The organism is Micromonospora sp. NPDC049679 (assembly GCF_040659735.1).
In the GTDB taxonomy this organism is placed as follows: Bacteria; Actinomycetota; Actinomycetes; order Mycobacteriales; family Micromonosporaceae; genus Micromonospora_I.
This window is the reverse complement of record NZ_JBFANZ010000008.1, coordinates 127,553-150,400: the sequence shown is the minus strand read 5'-3', so window position 1 is coordinate 150,400 and position 22,848 is coordinate 127,553. Positions and strand designations below refer to the sequence as shown.

Here is a 22,848-nt window from a genome sequence, read left to right as displayed (position 1 = left end):
GGTGGCCGATCTTGCAGTTGTGGTTTCCGTTACTGGTCCACAACTGCAAGATCGGCCTCTTTGCTGCTGGTAGCTACGATCACGCGGTCCGCACTAGCCATGGAGCAACCGTGACCCAGCCGCCCTTCCCGACGCCCCCGGGCTCTCCCGACCCCGCCGCGCAGCCCTCTTCCGGATACCCGCAGCCCGGCGCCGCGCCGCAGCCCGGCTACCCCGGCGCGCCCCAGGCCGGCTACCCGGGCGCGCCCGCTCCGGTCCCGCCGAAGAAATCCAACGTTGGCAAGATCATCCTGATCGTGCTCGCCGTGCTCGCGCTGCTCTGCGTGGGTGGCGGCACCCTCGTCTACTTCGCCGCCAAGGACGAGGTGAAGGACGTCGTCGACGCCTCCAAGACGCGCCTCGTCGCACCGGAGACCCTCGCCGGACGGCCCAAGATCACCGATCCGCAGATCCAGGCGGCGGCCGACGAGATGGTCGCCAGCATGAAGGCGAGCGTGCCGGACGCGACCAGCACGATCGGTGGCTTCTACGGCGACCCGGCCAAGAAGGACATGGTCATGATCGCGGGGGCGTCCGGGCTCATCCCCGACCCGGCGAAAGAGCTCGACGACGCCATCTCGGAGCTGGGCAGCTCCGGCGGCCTGACGACCAGCAACTTCACCGCGGTCGACGCGGGGCCGCTCGGCGGCAACGCCAAGTGCGGCGACGCCGAGGCCAGCGGCATCAAGCTCGGGGTCTGCGTCTGGGCGGACCGCGGCAGCCTCGGCGTGGTCGGGGTCTACTTCAAGACCGCCGAGGAGGCGAAGGCGGACTTCCTGAAGATCCGCAGCGAGGTCGAGCAGCGCTCCTGACCATTGGCTTCACATGGGGGGTGCCGGCGCGTCCGGCACCCCCCATTCCATCGCTGCGATCAGAAGCCTTCCCCGGCGGGTTGCCGGCACGCCACGGCGCGGGTCCGCCGATCACGGCGATGTCGGGTCAGGCGGCGCGCTCGGCGACGCTGCGCTCCACGCAGAACTCATTGCCCTCCGGATCGGCGAGCACCACCCATCCGGCGCCGTCGGGCTTACGGTGATCGGCGACCTGCGTCGCGCCCAGGTCAAGCAGCCGCGCGACCTCTTCGTCGCGACTCCGATCGGTCGGTTGCAGGTCCAGGTGGAGCCGGTTCTTCACCGTTTTGCGCTCGGGCACCTGCAGGAAGAGCACGACCGGCCCGACCTCGTCCGGCGGGAGCAGCACCGCCTCGGGGTCACCGGGGTGGTCGTCCGAGTGCCGGGGATAACCGAGCGCCTCCGACCAGAAGCCGGACAGGACGTACGGGTCAGCACAGTCGATGCTGACGTTTTTCATGCGGGAACCCACGCCGATCCTCCAGATTGGATGGACGCGCCCCGCGACAGCGGATGGTCAGCGGAGACCGGAGCGAGGCGCGGAAGCAAACCAGAAGACATTGACCGCACCCCCCTCCATCGTCGTGCTGCCCAGGTTCAACGTCGCATCCCGCCCGTTATGTGAGCAAGGCAATATCGATGTTCACGGCGAGCCAGTAGGGTGCAGCGGCTGGAAACACCCCGCCGTAAGGAGGATCGGCAACCGCCCGTCAGGCCGGAATGACCGTGCGTACGACAAGGCAAGGAGTAACCGGTGCACCTCCCTCAGCTTCGCCGCGTCCGTTGGGCCGTTCGCGCGACCCTCGCCCTCGGGGTCGCCGCATCGGTGGTCGCCAACGTGCTGCACGCCCAGCAGAATCCGATCAGTCAGGCGATCGCCGCATGGCCACCGCTCGCCCTGCTCCTGACGGTCGAGCTGATCTCGCGGGTTCCGGTGCACCGGCGGGATCTGGCATTCGCCCGCTTCGCGGCCACCGCCACCATCGCCGGGATCGCCGCCTGGGTCTCCTACTGGCACATGGTGGGGGTGGCCGCGCGGTACGGCGAGACCGGTGCCTCCCCGTACCTGCTGCCCTTGTCGGTCGACGGCCTGATCGTGGTCGCGAGCATCTGCCTGGTCGAACTCGGCGGACGGATCTCGGCGGCCGACGCCGCGCCGGGGGACGGAACCGCTGCCCGGAGGCCCGGTGCCGTCGACAATGGATCGGATACGACGGGCGGGCCGTCGGAGCCAGCAGGGGTAGCGGCGAGCAACGGCCGCGGCGCGCGACGTCGGGCGGAAGCCGGCTCCGGGCGGTCCGGGCGGGACGGAGAGCGGGTGGCGCACCCCGACGAGCCGTGGGTCGACACGGCCGACCGAACCGAGCCGGCTACCGAGGGCGCCCTGTCCGGGTCCGGGGGCGGTGGCGGCGCCACCCGCTCAGCGGGCACGAAGGCCGGCGCGACGGCCGCAGGGGGCACGAAGGCGAGCGGGCGAGCGACACGGAGACCGTCCGGTGCCACCACCGCGACACCCGGCGGTACGACCGCGAGGAGCGGCCGTCCCCGCCGCCCGGTTGCCGAGACCGTCGCGATGGCCGCCGCGATCGAGGCCGACCGGCCGCAGCTGACCGAGGCGGACGTGGCGCAGGAGCTGGGCATCACCATCGCCCGGCTGCGTGCCGTCCGGCGGCAGGCGCGGGAGTTGGAACTCGCTGCCTGACGGCGGCGTCATAGCTCCTCATCGCCCCTCTCCTCGTCGAGGCCGCCGGCTCCGCCGACCAAGGACTTTCCCGTCGATCAAGGACGTATTCACACGTTCAGAGATCAAACCATGCGCATACGTCCTTGATCGACGGGGCGGGGGCGCGGGGGGGGTCAGGGGGTGGGGTGGGTCAGGGGGTGGGGGTCACCGTGGCCGATGCGGCGACGATCGGGGTGGTGTCCGCGGCCGGCAGGGTCACGGTCACCTCCAGGCCGCCACCGGGCTGCGCGACCGCGCTCACGGTGCCGCCGTGCGCGTCGCAGACCGCCCGGACGATCGAGAGTCCCAGCCCCGACCCGCGCGCTCCGGTGCGCTCCCGGCCGCCGCGCCGGAAGGGCTCGAAGAGGCCGGGGACGTCGGCCTGCTCCACCTCGAAGCCCGTGTTGCCGACGACCAGCCACACCTGTCCCCCGTCGGCGCCGGTCCGCGCCCAGAGCCGCCCGTGCAGGTGGTTGTAGCGGACCGCGTTCTCGATCAGGTTGCCGGCGAGCCGTTCCAGCAGGCCGGGGTCGCCGACCACGGGCGCCGGCTCCAGCGCCGTGGTCACGTCCAGCTTGAGGCGCTCGGTCTCGCGCTTCACCGCCGAGAGGGCCGCGCACACCCCGTCCGCCAGGTCGGTCTGGGCCTTGCGCACCAGCCGCCGCCCGGACTGCGCCTCGCTGCGGGCGAGCACCAGCAACGCGTCGACGAGGTTGTTGGCGCGTTCGGAGGCGTCGCGTACGACGGTCGCCATCCGGCGGTATTCGCCCACGTCGGCCTCGTCGTCGGCCATCGTCACGTCGATCTCGGTCCGCATGACGGCGAGCGGCGTCCGCAGCTCGTGCGAGGCGTTGGCGACGAAGCGTTTCTGCGCGTCGAACGCCGCGCCGATCCGGTCCAGCATCGCGTCGAAGGTGCCGGCGAGCTCGGCCACCTCGTCGTCCGCGCCGGCGTAGCGGATGCGCTGGTCGAGGGTCTCCTCCCCCAGCCGCTGGGCGGTGGCGGTGACCTGGTGCAGCGGACGCAGCGCCCGTCCGGCGACCGCGTACGCGCCGGCCACCCCGACGACGCTGATCGCGACGAGGGCGGCGAGACCCTTGACGAGCAGTTCGCGGGAGGCGGCATCGACGACCTGGTTCTGCCACTGCCGGGCGTCCAGCGCGCTGCCGTCGGCGAGCACGACGGTGGTGCCGGGGCGCAGTTCGTCGGCGGGCCGCAGCGCGCTGTCGACGAGCAGCCAGGCGAGCAGCACCAGGACGGCACCGGCGCCGACCAGGAGCACCCCGTTGAGCAGGGTGAGCCGCAGCCGCAGCGTGGGTCGCAGCCGGGGTCGCCGGCGGGTCGGGTAGACGGTCACGGGGCCACCTGCCCGGGCCGGTAGGGGTCGGGGACGCGGTAGCCGACGCCGACCACGGTCTCGATCAGCGGGGGGTCACCGAGCTTCTTCCGCAGTGTCATCACGGTCACCCGGACCGTGGTGGTGAACGGGTCGGTGTTGGCGTCCCAGACGCGCTCGAGGAGTTCCTCGCTGGAGACGACGCCGCCACGCGCCTTGAGCAGCTCTTCCAGCACGCCGAACTCCTTGCGGGTGAGGTCGATCGGCGCTCCGGATCGGGTGGCGACCCGCTTGGCCGGGTCGACGACCAGATCGGCGACGGTGAGCACGGGAGGCGCCGCGGGCGTGGCCCGCCGGCCGAGCGCCTGGACGCGGGCCACGAGCTCGTCGAAGGCGAACGGCTTGGGGAGGTAGTCGTCGGCGCCGAGTTGCAGCCCCTCGACACGATCGGCGACGGCGCCGCTCGCGGTCAGCATGAGCACCCGGGTGAGCGCGCCGGAGCTCACCAGGTCGGCGCAGATCTGGTCGCCGTGCACACCGGGCAGGTCGCGGTCGAGGACCACCACGTCGTAGCGGGTCACGAAGGCCATCTCGTGGCCGGCGGACCCGTCGTACGCGACGTCCACCGCCATGCCCTGACGCCGCAGGCCGCGCGCGATCGCGTCCGCGAGATTGCGCTCGTCCTCGACCACCAGCACCCGCACCGGGTCTCCTTCCGCCAACGTCCCACCCTGCGCCGATGGATGTTAAACCGGCGTGAAGCAACCTATCGGCGGCCGGCAAACTGTCGCCCGCGGCCGGGGCGTTGCAAAGAATCGTCTGGTACGTCATGCTTCGCGTCACCCTTTTCACCATCGTGGAAGGAGCCGACGGTGCAGGCCAACGCCGTTCTCGTCCGCGACATCGCCTATCGCGGTTTCCGCACCGCGACGCAGTTCGGCGCCGGCACCGGGGACGGCGTGGCGGTTTCCGGGGACACCCTCGTTCTCGCCACGCCGCTGGCGGTGCGCGACGAGACCGACCCGCACAGCCGGGTCACCGCGACGTACGACTTCGGCATGTGGACCTCACCGCCCGTCTCCCCCGGGTTCGCCGCGACGGAGATCATCCCGTCCTGGACCGCGGATACGCCGCCGGGCTGCTGGATCCAGGTCGAGCTGCGCGGCACCACGCCGCAGGGGGCGACGACTCCCTGGTTCGTCCTCGCCCGGTGGACGGCGGAGGAAGCCGGCATCTCCCGCAGTTCCGTGCCGGCCCAGTCCGGTCCGGACGGCTCCGTCGCCGCGGACATCCTGATCACCGCCGCCGACCGGCCGCTCACCGCCTGGCAGCTGCGGGTGACCCTGCTCCGGCCGGCCGGCACCCTTCTGACGCCGGTGTTGCGCTCGGCGGGCGCGGTCGCCTCCCGGCTACCCGGCCCAGTGGCCACGCTGCCGAGCGCCCCGCAGACGGCCCGGGGCGCGATCCTCGACGTCCCCCGCTATTCCCAGAAGACCCACGCGGGGCACCATCCGGAGTGGGGGGACGGCGGGGAGTCCTGGTGCAGCCCGACCTCCACGTCGATGGTGCTGGCCTTCTGGGGCGTCGGCCCGACACCGGGCGACTACGCCTGGGTCGGCCCGGACCACGCGGACCCGTGGGTCGACCACGCCGCCCGTCACTGCTACGACCACGCCTACGGCGGCACCGGCAACTGGCCGTTCAACACCGCCTACGCCGGCCGCTACGGGCTGGACGGCTTCGTCACCCGGTTACGTTCGCTTGCCGAGGCGGAGCTCTTCATCGCCGCCGGCATTCCGTTGATCGTGTCTGCGTCGTACACCAAGGATCAGATCACCGGCCTGGACTACGACACCGCCGGACACGTCATGGTGCTCGTCGGGTTCACCGCGTCGGGCGACCCGGTGCTGCACGATCCGGCGGCGCCGACCAACGACGCGGTCCGCAGACCGGTGCCGCGGGCCGCGTTCGAGACGGCGTGGCTGGATTCCAGTCGCGGTCTGGTCTACGTGATCCGACCGGCCGCCGTGCCACTGCCGCCGTCTCCGCCGCAGGCCAACTGGTAACTACTCGGGCAGCCGCCAGACCCCGACGGAGGAGTCGAGGCGGCGGCAGAACATGATTCCCGGTACGCCGTCGCACTGCCCGGAGATCCTGTCGAGCATCGCGACCGGCCGTACGGTCAGCGTCGCCGGGTCGAGGAGCGCCACCTCCGTACGGCCGGTGCCGCTGTCCCTGCGGATGGCCAGCAACCGCCCATCCGCCCGCGGCGGCCCCACCCGCGACCAGGCGTCGAAGGTGCCGATTCGGCGCCCCGTCGCCGGATCGAGCACGACGAGCATCCCCGCTTCCCCGAAGGTCGTGCGGAACGGGCTGGCCACCATGTGGCGGCCGACCTGCTCCACGTCGATCCAGAGCGGGTCGGACCACCTCGTACGGCCGTCGCGCGGATCCACCACCCGAACGCCCGTGTTGTGGCTCCAGACGCAGAGGGAGTCTCCGCACGAGGACGTGAACGGCCTGTCGACGGACGTCAGCGGGATCACCCAGCGTCGGTCCAGCCGGTCCAGCCCGTACGCCGCGAGCGTTCGCCGGCCGTCGTCGAACTCCAGCAGGAGGCCGGCGATGACCTGCATGGGCGGTCCGTCCGGGCGCGCCTCGATCGGCAGCCGCGCCTCCTGGACGACTTTCCCGCTCTCCAGGTCGCGCACCTGCGTCTGCCCGGATCCCCGGACGGCAACCAGGGATCGCGGCTGGGCGCTGTCGAAGTCGTGGACGAACTCTCCGTCGGGGGGCAGCGCAAGGGACCAGCGCAGGGCGCCGGACTCGGGCGCCAGAGCCGCCACGGTCGGCCCGGTCCGGGTGGCGTCGCGCTCAGCGAGCACCAACAGGACCGAGTCCTGCGCGGTGACGTCCATGAGGCGACCGGGGTGATGCCACAGCAGCCGACCCGTTCGCGCGTCCAGCCCCGCGACCTGGTCCGCTTGGTTCGGCAGCGACTCCGACACGGCGCTGACGACGAGCGTCTCCCCCGCGAGCCGGTGCTGCAGCAGCTGTGCCGTCCATCCGGGACGGCCTACCGGCACCGGCACCCGCCAGAGCGGCTCGGCGGCCGGCAACCGGTAGGCGGCGATGAACGACTCGGCCGATCGAGCGGGCGGGTCGATCACGAACAACCGGTCGCCCTCGGCGAAGACGACCGCCCCGAGCTGCGCCGGGATCGTCGCCTCCGGCATCGGGCGGGGTGACGGAGCCCCGCCACCCATCCCCGTGAGCAGGAGCGTCAGCAGCGCACCGGCGGTGATCCAGCGCCGTCGCGAGGGGTGCGGCGGCCGGCTCGGCGGCGTGACCGCCTCCGGGGTGTGCCCCACCTCGCCGAGCTCGATGAGGCTCACCGTTTCCTCCCGATACCCAGAAGCCCGTGATGGCGGCGGAAAGCTCGCTACGCCCCATCATCGGTCCATCAAGGACTTCCCCGCCGGATGCCGCCCGCCCGCCCCGGCGGGATCAGCGCCGGGCGTTGCGGCCCCGGGCTCCGTTGCCGCCGCTGGCCGGCACGGTCACCGGATCCATCGACTCGTCCAGCCCGGAGACCCAGCCGGTGATGTCGCGCGCCACGTCCTGCGCGGTGAGCCGCAGATCGGCGAGGATCTGCGCGCGGGTGCCGTGCGGATGCCACTGCGCGGGCACGCCGAGGTCGCGCAGCGGCATCTGGACGTCGGCGTCGCGCAGCGCCTTCGCCACCGCGTCGCCGACGCCACCGGTGCGTACGCCGTCCTCGACGGTGACCACCAGGCGGTGCTCGGCGGCGAGCGTGACAAGCTCGTCCGCGACCGGCCGCACCCAGCGCGGGTCGACCACCGTCACCCCGTAGCCCTGTTCCGCGACACGGCTGGCCACTTCGACACCGAGCTGGGCGAAGGCACCGACGGCGACCAGCAGCACATCCTTGCGGGGCGACTCAGCCAGCACGTCCACCGGGCCGACCCGGCGCAGCGCGGGCAGGTCGGCGGCGACCGAACCGGTCGGGAAGCGCACGATGGTCGGCCCGTCGTCGACCGCGACCGCCTCGCGCAGCTCCTCGCGGAGCGTGGCCGCGTCGCGCGGCGCGGCGATGCGCAGCCCGGGGACGGCCCCGAAGACCGCCATGTCCCAGATGCCGTAGTGGCTCGGCCCGTCCGGCCCGGTGATGCCGGCGCGGTCCAGCACGAAGGTCACCGGCAGCTTGTGCATCGCCACATCGAGCAGCACCTGGTCGAAGGCGCGGTTGAGGAAGGTCGCGTAGACGGCGACCACCGGATGCAGGCCACCGAGCGCCAGCCCGGCCGCCGACGTCGCCGCGTGCTGCTCGGCGATGCCGACGTCGTAGACCCGCTCGGGATACTTGCGGGCCAGCGACGCGATGCCGGTGGGCTCGGCCATCGCGGCCGTGATCCCCACCACGTCGGGGCGCTCGTCGGCGATCGCGACCAGCTCGTCGGCGAAGACGTGGGTCCACTTCACGGAGGGGGCGGCGAGCAGTTTGCCCGTCTCGACGTCGAACGCGCTGCCCGGGCCGTGCAGGCAGTCGGCCTCGTCCTCCTCGGCCGGGCGGTAGCCGTAGCCCTTGCGGGTCACCGCGTGCACGATCACGGGCCCGCCGTAGCCCTTGGCCCGGCGCAGCGCCGACTCGACCGCGGCGATGTCGTGGCCGTCGATCGGGCCCACGTACTTGAGACCGAGGTCCTCGAACATGGTCTGCGGCGCGACCGCGTCCTTGATCCCCTTCTTGACCGCGTGCAGCACCTCGTACATGGGCTTGCCCACCAGCGGCGTCGAGCCGAGCGACTCCTTGACCAGGTCGAGCACCTTCTCGTATCCCGGGTTGAGCCGCAGCGTCGAGAGGTGGTCGGCGAAGCCGCCGATGGTCGGCGCGTAGGAGCGGCCGTTGTCGTTGACCACGATCACCAGCGGGTTGCGGGCGCCGGCGATGTTGTTCAGCGCCTCCCAGCACATGCCGCCGGTCAGTGCCCCGTCACCGACGAGCGCCACGACGTTGCGCGCCTCGCCCCGCAGCGCGAAGGCCTTGGCCAGCCCGTCCGCGTAGGAGAGCGCGGTGGAGGCGTGGGAGTTTTCGATCAGGTCGTGCTCGCTCTCGGCCTGGCTCGGGTAGCCCGACAGGCCACCGCGCTGGCGGAGCTGGTCGAACCCCTCCTGCCGACCGGTCACGATCTTGTGCACGTACGCCTGGTGCCCGGTATCGAACAGGAAGCGGTCTTTGGGTGAGTCGAAGACGCGGTGCATGGCGAGCGTGAGCTCGACGACGCCGAGATTGGGTCCGAGGTGTCCACCGGTGCGGGAGACCTTCGCCACCAGGAAATCGCGGATCTCGGCCGCGAGCTGGTCCAGCTCCTCCGCGGACATCCGCTTGACGTCCTGCGGACCACGCACCGTGGCCAGCAGTCGACCTTCGGTGGCCGAACCCTCATCCAGACTCATGCGGCCACCTCGCTGCCCGTCGTGACGGCCCGCTCTGCGGTGTTGAGCTGGCCGATTCGCTCGCTACGCTCGCTCATGACCGCCGAGTCTATCGGGACCGTCGAGGCGACCGACGGGGTGCGAGATTCCCTCACAATGACGCCCCGGTCTCCGGGTCGAAGAAGTAGAGGCGGTCGGGGTTGATCGCCAGTTCCAGCGGCTCCCCCGCGCTCACCGGCACCTCGGACGGCAGCCGTACGGTGAACCGGGCCCGCTCGTCGGGGAGGAGCAGCGCGTCGTCGGCGCTCTGCGCGTCGACCGCGGCGCGCGTCTCGTCGGTGTCCACCCGCGGGGCGTCGAGTTCGAAAATCACGAAACGCTCGTCCCCCAACTCCTCGATGATCGCCGGGACGATCGTCAGCGTCGGCCACCCCTCACCGCTCTGCGCGGAGAAGCCGGTCGGCCGGATGCCGAGGATGACCGCACGGTCGGCGCCGGCGAGCGGCGAGCCCGCCGGCAGTGACACCCGGACACCGGCGAACGAGACCACGCCACCGGAGACGACCGCCCGGACGAAGTTCATCGACGGCGACCCGATAAACGCCGCCACGAAGAGGTTGACCGGCCGGTGGAAGAGGCTCTGCGGGGTGTCGCACTGCTGCAGCACACCGTCGCGCAGCACCGCCACCCGCTGCCCCAGGGTCATCGCCTCCACCTGGTCGTGCGTGACGTAGACGGTCGTCGTGCCGAGCCGCTGGTGCAGCATCGACAACTGCGACCGCATCGTCACCCGCAGCTTGGCGTCGAGATTGGAGAGCGGCTCGTCCATCAGGAACGCCTGCGGCTCGCGGACGATCGCCCGCCCCATCGCCACGCGCTGCCGCTGGCCCCCCGAGAGGGCGGCGGGCCGCCGGTCGAGCAGGTGCTCCAGGCCGAGGATCTCCGCGACCTCGCTCACCCGCCGCTCCCGCTCGACCCTGGCCGTACGCCGCATCCGCAGGCCGAAGGCCATGTTGCGTTTGACGGTCATCCGCGGGTAGAGCGCGTAACTCTGGAAAACCATCGCGACGTCCCGCTGCTGCGGCAGTTCATCGGTGACGTCCCTGCCGCCGATGAGGACCTGTCCGCTGGAGACCTCCTCCAACCCGGCGATCATGCGCAGGAGGGTCGACTTGCCGCAGCCGGAGGGGCCGACCAGCACCATGAACTCGCCCGGCTCGACGGTCAGGTCGACGTCGCGGACCGCCACCACGCCGCCCCGGTAGCGCTTGGTCACCTTCTCCAGCCGGATGCCGGCGACGCTGCCCGACTCGATCACGCGAACTCCTTAACCCTTGAGCGCGCCGGCCATCAAGCCACGCATGAAGAACCGGCCCAGTACGACGTAGACCAGCAGCGTCGGCACGCTGGCCAGCAGCGCGCTCGCCATCGCCTGGTTGAACGGCACGGTCTGCCCGCCGGCGATGTTGTTGAGCGCCACCGTGATCGGCCAGTACTCGCGGCTGGCGAGCAGCACGCCGAAGAGGAAGTCGTTCCACGCCGAGGTGAACTGCCAGATCATCGAGACGGCGAAGGCCGGCGGGGCGATCGGCAGGGCGACGAAGAGGAACGTGCGCAGCATCCCGGCGCCGTCGACCTTGGCCGCCTCGATCACCTCGTCCGAGATGCTGGCGAAGTAGCTGCGGAAGATCAGCGTGGTGATCGGCAGCCCGTAGATGACGTGCACCAGGATGAGCCCGTCGAGGCCGCCCACCAACCCGGCGCGCTGCATCGTGTCGTACATCGGGATGAGGATCGCCTGGTAGGGGATGAACATGCCGAAGAGGATCAGCGGAAAGGCGAAGTCGGCGCCGGGAAAGCGCCACTTGGCCAGCACGAAGCCGTTGGCCGCGCCGAGCATCGACGAGATCAGGCTGGCCGGGATCGCCAGCAGTGTGCTGTTGACGAAGCCCTCCTGCAGGTCCGGCCAGACGATGCGGAAGTTCTCCAGCGACAGCGCCGTCGGCAGCTCCCACATCCGTACGACGCTGACCTGGGCCGGCTCCTTCAGCGCGGTGATGATCAGCGCGTAGACCGGCATCAGGAAGAAGCAGGCCAGCAGAAAGAGCGCCAGGTAGCGGGCGGTGGTGAGGTAGGGCGCCCAGCGGGGTCGTCGCCGCCGTGCCGGGGCGCCCACCGCCTCGTCGACGACGACCCGGTCCGTGGTCACGCTCATTGACGACGCTCCGAACGGATCGAGTACCAGATGTACGGCACGATGACGACCGCGATCCCGAAGAGCAGCAGGGTGGCGATGGTCGCGCCGCGGGCGTAGAAGCCCGGTTGGAACGTGGTGAACCACATGTAGAGGGCGGGGGTGTCGATCCGCAGATTGCCCTGGTCGATCGCGTAGAAGAGGTCGAAGGTCTTCATCGAGATGTGCGCCAGGATCACCACCGCGCTCATCAGCACGGGCAGCAGCAGCGGCCGCACCACGTGCCAGAAGACCCGCGGCTCGGTGGCCCCGTCGACCCGGGCGGCCTCGCGCAACTCCTCCGGCACGGCGCGCATGCCGGCGAGGAAGAGCGCCATCACGTAGCCGGAGAGGGCCCAGCCGGCCGGCAGGGCGATGGCGGCGATCGCCCAGGTCGAAGGGGTCTTGTGCCAGTCGCTGCGGAGGAACTCGAGCCCGAGGTTGGCGAAGAGCCGGTTGAGCCCGGCGGTCGAGGAACCGGAGCCGTTGTTGAGCAGCCACCGCCAGATGATCGCGGTTGCGATGAACGAGATGGCCATGGGGAAGAGGAAGACGCTGCGGAAGAAGTTCTCCCCGCGTACGCCCTTCTCCAGCAGCAGCGCCATGCAGAACCCCAGGGCCAGCGAACCGCCGATGAAGACCAGCGTGAAGACGGCGAGGTTGCGGACGTCGATCTGAAAGCGCTCGTTGCCGAACAGTTCCGTGTAGTTGCGCGCGCCGACCCAGTCGTAGACCGGCTTCTGCCCGCGCCAACTCGTGAACGAGACCCGGATGTTCCAGCCGAGGAAGACGTAGACGAAGACGCCGAGCGCGAGCAGCGACGGCGACACCAGCAGAAGCCCGGGTCCCCAGGCCCGAAGCCGTCGCTTCACATCGCCTCCACATACCTTCGAGTCGGTGGCAGCCCGATCACTTGTTGGCCTGGTACGCCTTTGCCACCGCGTCGGCGAACTTCCCCACGTTGGTGTCCTGCACGAAGATCTGCAACGCGGTGTCGATCTCGCCGTTCCAGGCGTTGTTGGCCACCACGCCGTGGGCGAGCGACCCGACGATCTTCGTCTGCGGGTTCTGCCACTCGGCCAGGGCCGCCGCGAGGTAGTCGGTGTACTTCGACTTGTCCGCGTCGATCCGCGCCGGAACCGATCCCTTCTGCGGGTTGAACAGATCCTGCCCCTCGGTCGAGCCGCATTCGACCAGCCACTTCTCGGCCGCGCCCTTGTGCGGCGCGCCGACCGGGAGGGTGAACGAGTCGGAGAGGAAGTTGTAGACGCCGGTGGAACCGGGGGTGGCGACCACGTCGTACCCGGTCTTGAACTTCAGCGCCTTGGCGCCCTTGAGGTAGCCGTCGGCCCAGTCCCCCATCACGTTGTAGGCGGCGGAGCCGTCGACGACCTTGTCCAGCGCGGGCTGCCAGTCGGCGGCGGCCGACTTGAGGTCGGAGAAGCCGAGCACCTTGGTGTACGTGCTGAGCGCCGCGATCACCTTCGGCGACTTCCAGTCCACCGACCCGTCCCAGAGCCCGGTGTACATGTCCGCGCCGAGCTCGCCGAGGAGCACGTTCTCCAGCAGGTGCTTCTGCGTCCAGCCGGGGCCGATCGAGAGCGCCGTGACGTTCTTCGACTTCAGCGTGGCCGCCTGGGTGAGGAACTCCGCCCAGGTCTTCGGCGGCGCGGCGATGCCCGCCTTCTGCAGGGTGGCGGGGTTGAACCAGAGCAGGTTGCTGCGGTGGATGTTCACCGGCACCGAGTAGAGCTTCCCGCCGACCGTGATCGCCTCGACGAGACCCTTCGGGAACTTCTCCTTCCACCCCTCGCGCTCGTAGAGGTAGGTCAGGTCCTCGACGTAGCCGGCCTCGATGTCACTGGCCAACTCCTTGCCGGCGTGCACCTGGTAGGAGTCCGGCGGGTTCTTCGCCTGCAGGCGGGTGGCGAGGACGGTCTTGGCGTTCGTGCCGGCGCCACCGGCGACCCCGGCGTTGTTGAACTTGATGTCGGAGTTCTTCTTCGTGAAGTCGGCGATCATGGCCTCGAGGCCCTCTTTCTCGCCGGCTCCGACCCACCAGGAGAAGACCTCGACCTCTTTGTCGTTCCCGCTGCCGCCTCCGTTGGAGTTGGCGCCGCTGGAGCACGCGGGAAGCGCGAACAGGGCTGCGGTCATGCCCAGGGCCAGCACGCCCCGACGGCTGTATGGCATACACCCTCCCAATAGGTGTGTGACGGCTCACAGCTACCTGCGAACCATGTCCCTATTGGCGGGTGGTGTCAACGCATGGAAATGCATCTGTGACCGTCAAGCACGGACGCGCAGCCGCCGCGGCGGCGTCACCGCCGGGGGCGGCAGCCGCAGCGGGGCCGCGCCGGGAGTCCACGATCCGAGTACGGCGGCCGCCCGCGCCCCGGTCACCGAGGGGAGCGCGCCCGGCAGCCCGTGCCAGGAGAGCCAGCCCAGCAGGGCGAACGCGTACGCCTCCTTCGCCTGGACCGGCACGCCCAGCTCGTCGCTGGTCCGCAGCCGCCAGCGCGCCCCGCCGAACTCCCGCAGGCGCGCCATCAGCACCGGGTTGCGCACGCCACCGCCGGCCGCGATCACCTCGCCGATGTCGTGCCGGTCGCACTCGGCCGCGACGATCAGCGCGGTCAGCTCGGTCAGCGTGGCGAGCACGTCGTCCGGCGGCGGCGCCGGGTGCAGCTCGGCGAGCCGGGCGGTCAGATAGCCGCCGTGGAAGAGTTCCTTCCCGGTGGACTTGGGAGCGGGCCGGGCGTAGAAGGGCTCGGCGAGGAGCAGGCGCAGCAGGTCCTCGTGCACCCGTCCGCGCGCCGCGTGCCGACCGTCCACATCGCACGGTTCGTCGTAGAACCGTCGGGTCGCCGCGTCGAGCAGGGCATTCGCGGGGCCGATGTCGTACCCGACCGGCGCCGCGTCCGGCGCGACCACGGTGAGGTTGGCGATGCCGCCGAGGTTGAGCGCCGCGCGCGCCGCGCCACTCTCCGCGAGCAGCAGCGCGTCGAAGACCGGGACCAGCGGTGCGCCCTGGCCGCCCGCCGCGATGTCCGCGCCGCGCAGGTCCGACAGGACGGGTACGCCGGTCCGCGCGGCGATCCAGGCGGGCGCGCCGAGTTGCAGCGTGCCGAGCGCCTGCCCGCCGGAGATCCAGTGGAAGACGGTCTGCCCGTGCGACACGATCAGATCGGCGTGGCCGGCCAGTTCGACGCCGGCCGCCGCGGCGTCCGCGAAGCGCTTCCCGAGCAGGGTGTCGAGACGGCAGACCTGCTCGATCGTCGTGCCGCCCGGCGGCAGCACGCCGGCGATCGCGCCCTGCAGCTCGTCGTCGTACGGCAGGCTCCGGGCGCCCAGCGGGGTGAGCCGCAGGTCGTCGCCGTCGCGGTCGAACGCCGCGGCCGCGATGTCCACGCCGTCGTGGGAGGTGCCCGACATCAGCCCGATGATCCGCACCCCGGTCACACTAGTGATCCCGTGCGCCCGTGGCGGGAAATGGATTGGCAGGCCGGGTACCGCTGCGGCGCTCCGAGGCCTGACCGCAGCATGTCCGCGGTTTTCCCTGATTCGCCAGACGCATCGGGATGCGCCTCGCGAATCACAGTCGCCGCACTCAATAAGCCGGCCGTGTGCCGGAAAAGGATCAGACCGGTGGGAGCAGCAGACCGACGCACTCCACGTGTTGGGTCATCGGGAAGCAGTCGTAACCGCGGAGCGCCTCCAGCCGCCAACCGCCCTCCCGGAACGTGCGCACGTCCCGGGCGAACGCCGCGGGATCGCAGGCCACGTACGCGACGGCGCGCGCGCCCGAGCCGACCAGCGACCCGACGACCCGGGCCCCGGCGCCGCTGCGCGGCGGATCCAGCACCACCAGATCGACCGGCCCGGTGATCCGCCGCCGCTCCAGCGCGGTCTCCACCCGCGCGGACACCACCTCGACCTGCGGAAGATCGCGCAGGCTGGTGCGGGCCGCGGCGACGCCGAGCGGCGCGGACTCGACCATCGTCACCCGCCCCGCCGGCCCGACCCGGCCGGCGAGCGCGGCCGCGAAAAGGCCGGCGCCCCCGTAGAGGTCCCAGGCCGACTCCCCTTCGCGCGGCTCCAGCAGCTCCAGCACGGCGCCGACGAGGGTGTCCGGCGCCGCCGGGTGCACCTGCCAGAACGCCTCAGCCGGCAGCGTCCAGCCCCGGCCGGCGGCGCGTTCGCGCACCTCGTCCGGCCCCTCGACGAAGGTCGCCGTCCCCCCGGAGACGCCCCGGACGGTCACGTCCCCGTCCGACGAGGCGATGGTCTCGACGGCGTCCGCCTCCGGCCAGCGCCGGCCGCTGGGCGGCAGGACCGGCAGCTCCTGGATCGCCGGGTGGGCGATCAGGCAGCGGTCGATCGGCACCACCTCGTGCGAGCGGTGCTTCAGCAGCCCGGCCCGGTCGGCGGCGTCGACGGCGTAGCGCACGCGCGAACGCCAGCCCAGCGGCCCGCCGGGGAGCGGGTCGACGCGGAGCGCGAGCGCGTCGACCTCGGTCGGGGCGAGCCCGGCCAGCCGTTCCAGCTGCTCCCGGACGACGGCGGTCTTCCAGGCCAGCTGGGCGGCGGGCGCGACGTGCTGCAGGTCGCAGCCGCCGCAGGCACCCGGCCGGGCGTACGGGCAGGGCGCCGTGACCCGGTCCGGCGACGCGTCGAGCACGGTCACCGCGTCGGCCCGCAGGTAACCGCGGTGCAGCTCGGTGATCTCGGCCACCACCCGCTCACCGGGGAGCGCGTGCCGGACGAAAACCACCTGTCCCTCGTGCCGGGCGACGCAGTGGCCGCCGTGCGCCACCGCGCCGACGGTCAGCTCGACCCGCTCCCCCTCGTCCAGCGTCGGGGCGGTCATGACCGGGGTGCCATGACGTCGTCGTCGACCGGCGGGGCGGCCGGGCCGGCGGGGCCGCGACCCGCGCGCGGACCGCGCAGCGGGCCGCGGCTGAGCGTCTCGTCGAAGCGGTCCAGGTCCTTGTTGGTCGAAGAGGCGAGTTGCCAGGGCACGCTGGTCACCATGACTCCGGGCTCGAAGAGCAGCCGGCCCTTGAGGCGCAGCGCGCTCTGGTTGTGCAGCAGGTTCTCCCACCAGCGGCCGAGCACGTACTCGGGGATGAAGATGGTGACCACGTCGCGCGGCGACTCCCGACGGACGGACGCCACGTAGTCGATGATCGGCCGGGTGATCTCCCGGTACGGCGAGTCGACCACGGTCAACGGTACGGGAACCTGCCGCCGTTCCCACTCGGACTGCACCGCGCGGGTGTCCTTGTCGTCGACGTTCACGGTCACCGCGGTGATGGTGTCCGGCCGGGTCGCCTGGGCGTAGGCGACCGCCCGCAGGGTGGGCCGGTGCACCTTGCTGACCAGCACGATCGCGTGGTTGCGGGCGGGCAGCACCGGTCGCCCCTCGGCCGGCTCCAGCTCCTCGGCGACGGTGTCGTAGTGCCGCCGGATGCCGAGCATGAGCAGGTAGATCACGCCCATCGCGACGATCGCGATCCACGCGCCGAGCAGGAACTTGGTGATCAGCACGATGATCAGCACCGCGCCGGTCAACCCCATGCCGAAGGTATTGATACCGCGGGAGCGGTGCATCCGGCGACGCGCCTCCGGATCACGCTCCGTGCGCAGCAGCCGGTTCCAGTGCCGGATCATCCCGGCCTGCGACAGCGTGAACGAGACGAACACACCCACGATGTAGAGCTGGATCAGCCGGGTCACCTCGGCCTGGAACGACACGATCAGCAGCATCGCGGCGAGCGCCAGCAGCACGATGCCGTTGGAAAAGGCGAGCCGGTCACCGCGGGTGTGCAGCTGGCGCGGCAGGTAGCGGTCCTGGGCGAGGATCGAGCCGAGCACCGGGAAGCCGTTGAAGGCGGTGTTGGCCGCCAGGAAGAGGATCAGCGCGGTCATCCCGGCGACGATGTAGAGCATCACCGAGCCGGAGCCGAAGACCGCCTCGCCGAGCTGGGTGGTCACCGTCTTCTGGACGTAGCCGGCGGGCCCGGACACGATCTGCTGGACCGGGTCCTCCACGAACTGCAGGTGGGTCAGGCGGGCCAGCCAGATGATGCCGACCAGCATGGTGATCGCGATCACGCCGAGCAGCAACAGCGTGCTCGCCGCGTTGCGGCTCTTCGGCGGCTTGAACGCGGGGACGCCGTTGGAGATCGCCTCCACACCGGTGAGCGCCGCGCAGCCGGAGGAGAAGGTGCGCAGCAGCAGGAACGCGAGCGCCGCTCCGGTGACGCTGTGCTCGGCCCGGATGACCAGGTCGGCGCTGGGCGCGCGGAGGTCGTGACCGAGCACGAAGATCCGTACCAGGCCGGTGAGGATCATGCCGACGATGACGATCATGAAGCCGTACGTCGGGATCGCGAACGCGTTCCCCGACTCCCGCAGGCCACGCAGATTGACCGCGGTCAGCAGCGCCACCGCGGCGACCGCGATCAACACCTTGTGGGTCGCCACGAACGGCACCACGGAGCCGAGGTTGGCCACGCCGGAGGAGACCGAGACCGCGACGGTCAGCACGTAGTCGACCATGAGGGCGCTCGCCACGGCGACGCCGAACTTCGGCCCGAGGTTGACCGTGGCCACCTCGTAGTCGCCGCCCCCGGAGGGGTAGGCGTGCACGTTCTGCCGGTAGCTCGCGACCACGGTGAGCATCACGACGACCACCGCGAGGGCGACCCACGGAGAGAAGAAGTATGCGGAGGCTCCGGCGATCGACAGCGTCAGCAGGATCTCGTCGGGCGCGTACGCCACGCTCGAGAGTGCGTCGGAGGCGAAGACGGGGAGCGCGATCCGCTTGGGCAGCAGCGTGTGCTGGAGGCTGTCGGAGCGGAAAGGACGGCCCAGGAGCAGCCGCTTCATCAGTGAGGTGGGTCTGGCCACAAGGGGTAAGAGTACGGCCGGGCGACACGACCCGCCGCCGGTGCCGCCTGGCGCGCCGCGGGGTACCGTCGGACGGCACCGGCAGTCGGCCTCGTGGCAGGCTGGCGGTGCGCGCGTCCGCTGTGGGCGCGCACTCGGGTGCCGCTCCGGGAGGAACCACGGTGCACGTCGTGATCATGGGATGCGGGCGCGTGGGTTCGACGCTGGCCCACAACCTGGAGGCCCGCGGCCACTCCGTCGCCGTCATCGACCAGGACGCTGACGCCTTCCGGCGGCTGAGCGCCGACTTCCAGGGCATCACGGTCACCGGGACCGGCTACGACGGCGCGGTGCTGCGGCAGGCCGGCATCGAGCGGGCCGACGCCTTCGCCGCCGTCTCCAGTGGCGACAATTCCAACATCATCTCGGCCCGCCTGGCCCGCGAGACGTTCGGCGTCTCCCGCGTCGCGGCCCGGATCTACGACCAGAAGCGCGCCGAGGTCTACGAACGACTCGGCATCCCCACCGTCGCCACGGTGCGCTGGACCGCTGACCGGATGTACCGCCACCTGGTCCCTGAGGGACACGTGGAGACCTTCCGCGACCCGACCAGCACCGTCTCCATCATCGAGGTGCCGGTGCACAAGGACTGGATCGGCCGGCCGCTGCGCGCGCTGGAGGAGACCAGCGGCACCCGCACGGCCTACCTGATGCGTTTCGGCATCGGCACGCTGCCCACCGCGTCCACCGTGCTCCAGGAGGGTGACCAGGTCTTCATGCTGGTCACCGACGACATCGCCCCGTCCGTGACCACGGTGGCGGCCAATCCGCCGGAAGGAGCCCACTGACCATGCGGATCGCCATCGCGGGCGCGGGCAACGTCGGACGGTCCATCGCCCAGGAGTTGATCGAGAACGGCCACCAGGTGATGCTCATCGAGCGGCAGCCCAAGATGCTGCGGCCGGACCGGGTGCCGGCCGCGGAATGGGTGCTCGCCGACGCGTGCGAGCTGGCCAGCCTCGAAGAGGCCGACGTCGCCAACTGCGAGGTCGTGGTGGCCGCCACCGGTGACGACAAGGTCAATCTGGTCGTGTCACTGCTGGCCAAGACCGAGTTCAGCGTTCCCCGGGTGGTCGCGCGGGTCAACCGGGCCGAGAACGAATGGCTCTTCACGGAACAGTGGGGCGTCGACGTCGCGGTCAGCAAGCCGCGGGTGATGGCCGCACTGGTCGAGGAGGCGGTCAGCGTCGGTGACCTGGTCCGGCTGATGACCTTCCGGCAGGGCGAGGCCAACCTGGTGGAGATCACGCTGCCCCGCCAGGCGCCCTATGTCGGTCACGCCGTCCGCACCGTACCGCTCCCCCGTGACTCCGCGCTGGTGGCGATCGTACGCGGCAAGCGGGTGCTGACCCCGACCCCGGACGACCCGCTCGAGTCCGGCGACGAGCTGATCTTCGTATGCACGGCCGAGGTGGAGGACGACGTACGCACGGTCATCCTCGGCGCGGACAGCGTTCAGCGGACCCGGGCCGGCCACGCCAGCTGACGCTCCGCGTCGCTCAGCGGTCGGCGATCGCGCCGGCGGGCGCACCCGCTCCGGCCGACGTGGCCTCCCGCGCGCGGGTCACCCGCCGGACCGTCCACACCGTGATCGCCAGCAGCAGCGCGTACGGCGGATATCCGAGCACGAGCCGGGCGATCCCCAGCGCGGTGTCCATGTCGGCGAGGTAGAGCGCCGCCTGCACGCCCACCTTCGCCAGGTACACCACGCCCCACAGCACGGTCAGCCGGTTGAAGGTGCGAATCAGGACGGGGTCGGTGCGCCACTCCGAGCGACCGCCGGCGACGATCATCGACCAGATCCAGCCCACCAGCGGCTGCCGGATCGCGACCGACCCGAACAGTCCGAGGCCGTAGACAATGCCGTACAGGATGCCGGGCAGGTAGAAGTCCTTCGCGTCACCACTGCGCCAGGCGAGCCACGCGCCGATCCCGACCCCGAAGAGTCCGTTGAGCGCGTGCCGGATCGGACGGCGCTGGATCAGCCGCACGACGGCGATCGCCAGCCCCGTGCCTACCGCCGCGACCACCGCGGGGCGCAGCTCGGCGATCACGTTGACCAGCACGAACACCACGACCGGGATGCTCGACTCGACCAGCCCGCGCACGCCGCCGAGCTGCTCGGCGACCTGCTCGGCCATGCTCGGGAGCTGCTCGTCGCCCTCCGGACCGGCGTCGACCGGAGCCGTACGCTGCTGTCCACTGCTCATCGGAACCGTCTTTCGCTCGGCACTACGCCCGTCGGAGCCGCACGACGGCGGCGCGGTCCGGAGCGGGACCCCACATTCAGCGCGGCGCTTCCAGCTCGTAGTACGGGTTGTAGATGACCTTACGGTCATCGCGCACCGCCACGCGACCACGCGCGGTCAACTGTCGGCCGGGCTCGATGCCGGCGATGTGCCGCCGCCCGAGCCACACGAGGGTGACGACGTCGCTGCCGTCGTAGAGGTCGGCCTCCAGCGTCGGCAGGTTGGTGCGCGGGGTGTAGACGACGGTGCGCAGTCGGCCGGAGACGGCCACCATCTGGCCACGCCGGCACTGGTCGGCCAGCGTGCAACCCTGCTCGGCGCTCTCCCGCTGCAGCTCCGCAGCATCGAGCTCCGCCTCGCTCGCCGTCAGCCGCTGCAACAGTCGGCGCAGGGACGGACGTTTCTCGTCGGTCGCCATCACCCGGATGTCACCCTTCTCCAACGCCGCCCCGTGGGAACCGGCATCGGACGCCAGCGCGCCACCGCGTCGCTGCGGGCCGCCCCGTCAGGGTACGCCCGCCCGGCCCGCGTCCCCCACCGCCGCCGGGCCGGCCGCCGCGACCCCTGCGGGATACGCGAAAGGGCCCATTCCGCCACGGCAAGCGAGGAGAAGGGGCCCTTCGCGTACGGGTCAGGCCGACGGGCGGGGCCTCGGCGAGGGCTTACGCCGGTGCGGGGTCTCGTACGGGTCCGCGCCGTTGAGCGGGGCCGCCCCGGCGTGCGACGCGCCGGAGGCCTCCGGGACCACCGGTTGCGGGGCGTCCGGGCCGTCGCCGGCCTGCTCCGCCTGCTCGGCGATCTCGCGGGGCAGACGCAGCGGCAGCGGCTCGCGCACCGGCTTGGCCTCCTGGCCACGATCCACGACCAGACCGTCCAGCACCTCGGCCAGCGGTCCGGCACTGGTCGGCTCATTCGCCGCGGCGCCCTGGTAGACCGCCCGGACCATCCAGCGCGGACCGTCCACCCCGACGAAGCGCAGATCGGTCAGGCCATCGTCGGTGCGCACCCGCGCCCGCAGCTCGGGGCCGTAGTCGCCCTCGGTTTCGTCGACGGTCGCGCCCTCGCTCACCAGCGACGTGCGGATCTCCTCGCGGATGTCGTCCCAGATGCCCTCGGTGCGCGGCGCCGCGAAGACCCCCAGCTGAAGTGCGCTGTCGCCGTGCACGAGCACGACCTGCTGGATGGTGCCGTCCGGGTCGGCCTGCACCCGCACCTCGACGCCCCCGACCGCGGGAATCTGCAGGCTGCCCAGATCCAGTCGCTCCACCCCGGAGGGCGCCTCGGCGACGTCGTACGGGCCGCGTGCCGGCGCGTCCGCGTCGGAACCGTCCTCGCGCGGCTCGACTTCCCGACCCGTCCGACCGGCCTGCTCCTTACGGGCGTGCCGTCCGGCCCCGCGTCCTCGCGAGAAGATCAATGTCCCACCCTTCCGTCGTCCTCGGTCGCGACCGGGGTCACCAGACCCACGTGCCCGCCGGTCGAACCGTGCCCGCCGATCCCGCGGCTGGAATCGGGCAGCTCGTCGACGAGGTGGAAGTGTGCCCGTTCCACCCGCTGCACGACAAGCTGCGCGATCCGGTCGCCACGGGATATCTTCGCCGAGCGGAGCGGATCGTGGTTGACGAGGTTGACCAGGATCTCCCCCCGGTAACCGGCGTCGACCGTACCGGGCGCGTTGAGCACCGTCACACCCAGCCGGGATGCGAGCCCGGAACGCGGGTGCACCAGTCCGACGAATCCCTCCGGCAGCGCGATCGTCAGGCCCGTGCGCACCAGCGAACGGGCGCCGGGCGTCAACTCGACGTCCTCGGCGGCGATCAGATCGGCGCCGGCGTCCCCCGGATGGGCGTACGCCGGCAGCGGCAGATCCGGGTCGAGCTGCCGCACGGGTACGGGCACAGGGTGGGTCACGATCTCACTCTTTCCTTCGCGGCGACGGGCGCAGGGGTCTCGTGCGGATGCGCCCCCCATCCTGCCGTGTGCCGGCGCCGTCGCGCGCCGTACCC

The 22,848-nt window shown here is 71.4% G+C and carries 20 protein-coding genes and 1 pseudogene; 5 read left to right on the top strand and 16 right to left on the bottom strand.

Annotated features, from left to right (window positions below; translation table 11 throughout):
• Positions 1-110 precede the first annotated feature (110 nt).
• Positions 111-851, top strand: coding sequence for a hypothetical protein (locus AB0J06_RS08145; protein ID WP_357425959.1), 741 nt, complete (start codon positions 111-113; stop codon positions 849-851).
• Positions 852-978: 127 nt separating this feature from the next.
• Here AB0J06_RS08145 and AB0J06_RS08140 read toward each other — a convergent pair whose 3' ends face one another.
• Positions 979-1,362, bottom strand: a complete 384-nt coding sequence (locus tag AB0J06_RS08140; RefSeq protein ID WP_357425957.1) for a VOC family protein — start codon at positions 1,360-1,362, stop codon at positions 979-981.
• Positions 1,363-1,644: 282 nt separating this feature from the next.
• On the opposite strand from AB0J06_RS08140, the gene AB0J06_RS08135 reads away from it, so the two are divergent.
• Complete coding sequence (locus AB0J06_RS08135; protein ID WP_357425955.1) at positions 1,645-2,592, top strand: DUF2637 domain-containing protein; 948 nt, start codon at positions 1,645-1,647, stop codon at positions 2,590-2,592.
• 172 nt (positions 2,593-2,764) lie between these two features.
• Here AB0J06_RS08135 and AB0J06_RS08130 read toward each other — a convergent pair whose 3' ends face one another.
• A complete protein-coding gene (locus AB0J06_RS08130; protein WP_357425953.1) occupies positions 2,765-3,970 on the bottom strand; it encodes a HAMP domain-containing sensor histidine kinase in 1,206 nt (401 codons plus the stop codon).
• A complete protein-coding gene (locus AB0J06_RS08125; RefSeq protein WP_357425950.1) occupies positions 3,967-4,653 on the bottom strand; it encodes a response regulator transcription factor in 687 nt (228 codons plus the stop codon). The genes AB0J06_RS08130 and AB0J06_RS08125 overlap by 4 nt, the downstream gene beginning before the upstream one ends.
• Positions 4,654-4,821: 168 nt before the next feature.
• On the opposite strand from AB0J06_RS08125, the gene AB0J06_RS08120 reads away from it, so the two are divergent.
• Positions 4,822-6,015, top strand: coding sequence for a C39 family peptidase (locus tag AB0J06_RS08120; protein ID WP_357425948.1), 1,194 nt, complete (start codon positions 4,822-4,824; stop codon positions 6,013-6,015).
• Here AB0J06_RS08120 and AB0J06_RS08115 read toward each other — a convergent pair whose 3' ends face one another.
• The 9 genes from AB0J06_RS08115 to AB0J06_RS08075 form a co-directional block, all read right to left on the bottom strand.
• Positions 6,016-7,344, bottom strand: a complete 1,329-nt coding sequence (locus tag AB0J06_RS08115; RefSeq protein ID WP_357425946.1) for a PQQ-binding-like beta-propeller repeat protein — start codon at positions 7,342-7,344, stop codon at positions 6,016-6,018.
• A gap of 112 nt (positions 7,345-7,456) precedes the next feature.
• Entirely contained in the window at positions 7,457-9,427 is a 1,971-nt protein-coding gene (gene dxs, locus AB0J06_RS08110; protein ID WP_357425944.1) for a 1-deoxy-D-xylulose-5-phosphate synthase, read from the bottom strand.
• A 130-nt stretch (positions 9,428-9,557) separates the two neighbouring features.
• A complete protein-coding gene (locus tag AB0J06_RS08105) occupies positions 9,558-10,724 on the bottom strand; it encodes an ABC transporter ATP-binding protein (protein ID WP_357425942.1) in 1,167 nt (388 codons plus the stop codon).
• A gap of 9 nt (positions 10,725-10,733) precedes the next feature.
• Positions 10,734-11,621, bottom strand: a complete 888-nt coding sequence (locus AB0J06_RS08100; RefSeq protein ID WP_357425940.1) for a carbohydrate ABC transporter permease — start codon at positions 11,619-11,621, stop codon at positions 10,734-10,736.
• Complete coding sequence (locus tag AB0J06_RS08095; protein ID WP_357425937.1) at positions 11,618-12,511, bottom strand: sugar ABC transporter permease; 894 nt, start codon at positions 12,509-12,511, stop codon at positions 11,618-11,620. The genes AB0J06_RS08100 and AB0J06_RS08095 overlap by 4 nt, the downstream gene beginning before the upstream one ends.
• A 37-nt stretch (positions 12,512-12,548) precedes the next feature.
• A complete protein-coding gene (locus AB0J06_RS08090) occupies positions 12,549-13,832 on the bottom strand; it encodes an ABC transporter substrate-binding protein (RefSeq protein ID WP_357425935.1) in 1,284 nt (427 codons plus the stop codon).
• 96 nt (positions 13,833-13,928) lie between these two features.
• Positions 13,929-15,092 carry an anhydro-N-acetylmuramic acid kinase gene (locus AB0J06_RS08085; protein ID WP_357425933.1) on the bottom strand — a complete coding sequence of 388 codons (1,164 nt, stop codon included), beginning with the start codon at positions 15,090-15,092 and terminating at the stop codon, positions 13,929-13,931.
• Positions 15,093-15,279: 187 nt separating this feature from the next.
• Positions 15,280-16,509 (bottom strand): TRAM domain-containing protein, encoded by a 1,230-nt coding sequence (locus AB0J06_RS08080; RefSeq protein WP_357425931.1) that lies wholly within the window; start codon positions 16,507-16,509, stop codon positions 15,280-15,282.
• Positions 16,506-18,554 (bottom strand): APC family permease, encoded by a 2,049-nt coding sequence (locus tag AB0J06_RS08075; protein ID WP_357425929.1) that lies wholly within the window; start codon positions 18,552-18,554, stop codon positions 16,506-16,508. Before AB0J06_RS08075 ends, AB0J06_RS08080 begins: the two co-directional genes overlap by 4 nt.
• A gap of 161 nt (positions 18,555-18,715) precedes the next feature.
• Between AB0J06_RS08075 and AB0J06_RS08070 the strand changes: the two genes are divergently transcribed.
• Together AB0J06_RS08070 and AB0J06_RS08065 are read left to right on the top strand one after the other, a co-directional pair.
• Complete coding sequence (locus AB0J06_RS08070) at positions 18,716-19,381, top strand: TrkA family potassium uptake protein (RefSeq protein WP_357425927.1); 666 nt, start codon at positions 18,716-18,718, stop codon at positions 19,379-19,381.
• Entirely contained in the window at positions 19,378-20,079 is a 702-nt protein-coding gene (locus AB0J06_RS08065) for a TrkA family potassium uptake protein (protein ID WP_357425993.1), read from the top strand. Before AB0J06_RS08070 ends, AB0J06_RS08065 begins: the two co-directional genes overlap by 4 nt.
• 13 nt (positions 20,080-20,092) lie before the next feature.
• Here the strand turns inward: AB0J06_RS08065 and AB0J06_RS08060 are convergent, their stop codons facing one another.
• From AB0J06_RS08060 to dut, 4 genes and pseudogenes are all read right to left on the bottom strand, one after another.
• Positions 20,093-20,803 carry a DUF3159 domain-containing protein gene (locus AB0J06_RS08060; protein WP_357425925.1) on the bottom strand — a complete coding sequence of 237 codons (711 nt, stop codon included), beginning with the start codon at positions 20,801-20,803 and terminating at the stop codon, positions 20,093-20,095.
• A gap of 76 nt (positions 20,804-20,879) precedes the next feature.
• Positions 20,880-21,260: an OB-fold nucleic acid binding domain-containing protein gene (locus AB0J06_RS08055; protein WP_357425991.1), complete on the bottom strand. Its 381-nt coding sequence runs from the start codon at positions 21,258-21,260 to the stop codon at positions 20,880-20,882.
• A gap of 330 nt (positions 21,261-21,590) precedes the next feature.
• Positions 21,591-22,259, bottom strand: a pseudogene (locus tag AB0J06_RS08050) (DUF3710 domain-containing protein); the annotation flags it as partial.
• On the bottom strand, positions 22,256-22,753 hold the full coding sequence (dut, locus tag AB0J06_RS08045; protein ID WP_357425923.1) for a dUTP diphosphatase: 498 nt from the start codon (positions 22,751-22,753) through the stop codon (positions 22,256-22,258). The gene dut and the pseudogene AB0J06_RS08050, both read right to left, overlap by 4 nt.
• Positions 22,754-22,848 lie beyond the last annotated feature (95 nt).

Excerpts from the sequence above, each read along its gene's own strand:
- AB0J06_RS08100 (WP_357425940.1), bottom strand. The coding sequence starts at position 11,621 with ATGAGCGTGACCACGGACCGGGTCGTCGTCGACGAGGCGGTGGGCGCC.
- AB0J06_RS08060 (WP_357425925.1), bottom strand. The coding sequence starts at position 20,803 with ATGAGCAGTGGACAGCAGCGTACGGCTCCGGTCGACGCCGGTCCGGAG.
- AB0J06_RS08055 (WP_357425991.1), bottom strand. The coding sequence starts at position 21,260 with ATGGCGACCGACGAGAAACGTCCGTCCCTGCGCCGACTGTTGCAGCGG.
- AB0J06_RS08080 (WP_357425931.1), bottom strand. The coding sequence starts at position 16,509 with ATGACCGCCCCGACGCTGGACGAGGGGGAGCGGGTCGAGCTGACCGTC.
- dxs (WP_357425944.1), bottom strand. The coding sequence starts at position 9,427 with ATGAGTCTGGATGAGGGTTCGGCCACCGAAGGTCGACTGCTGGCCACG.
- AB0J06_RS08090 (WP_357425935.1), bottom strand. The coding sequence starts at position 13,832 with ATGCCATACAGCCGTCGGGGCGTGCTGGCCCTGGGCATGACCGCAGCC.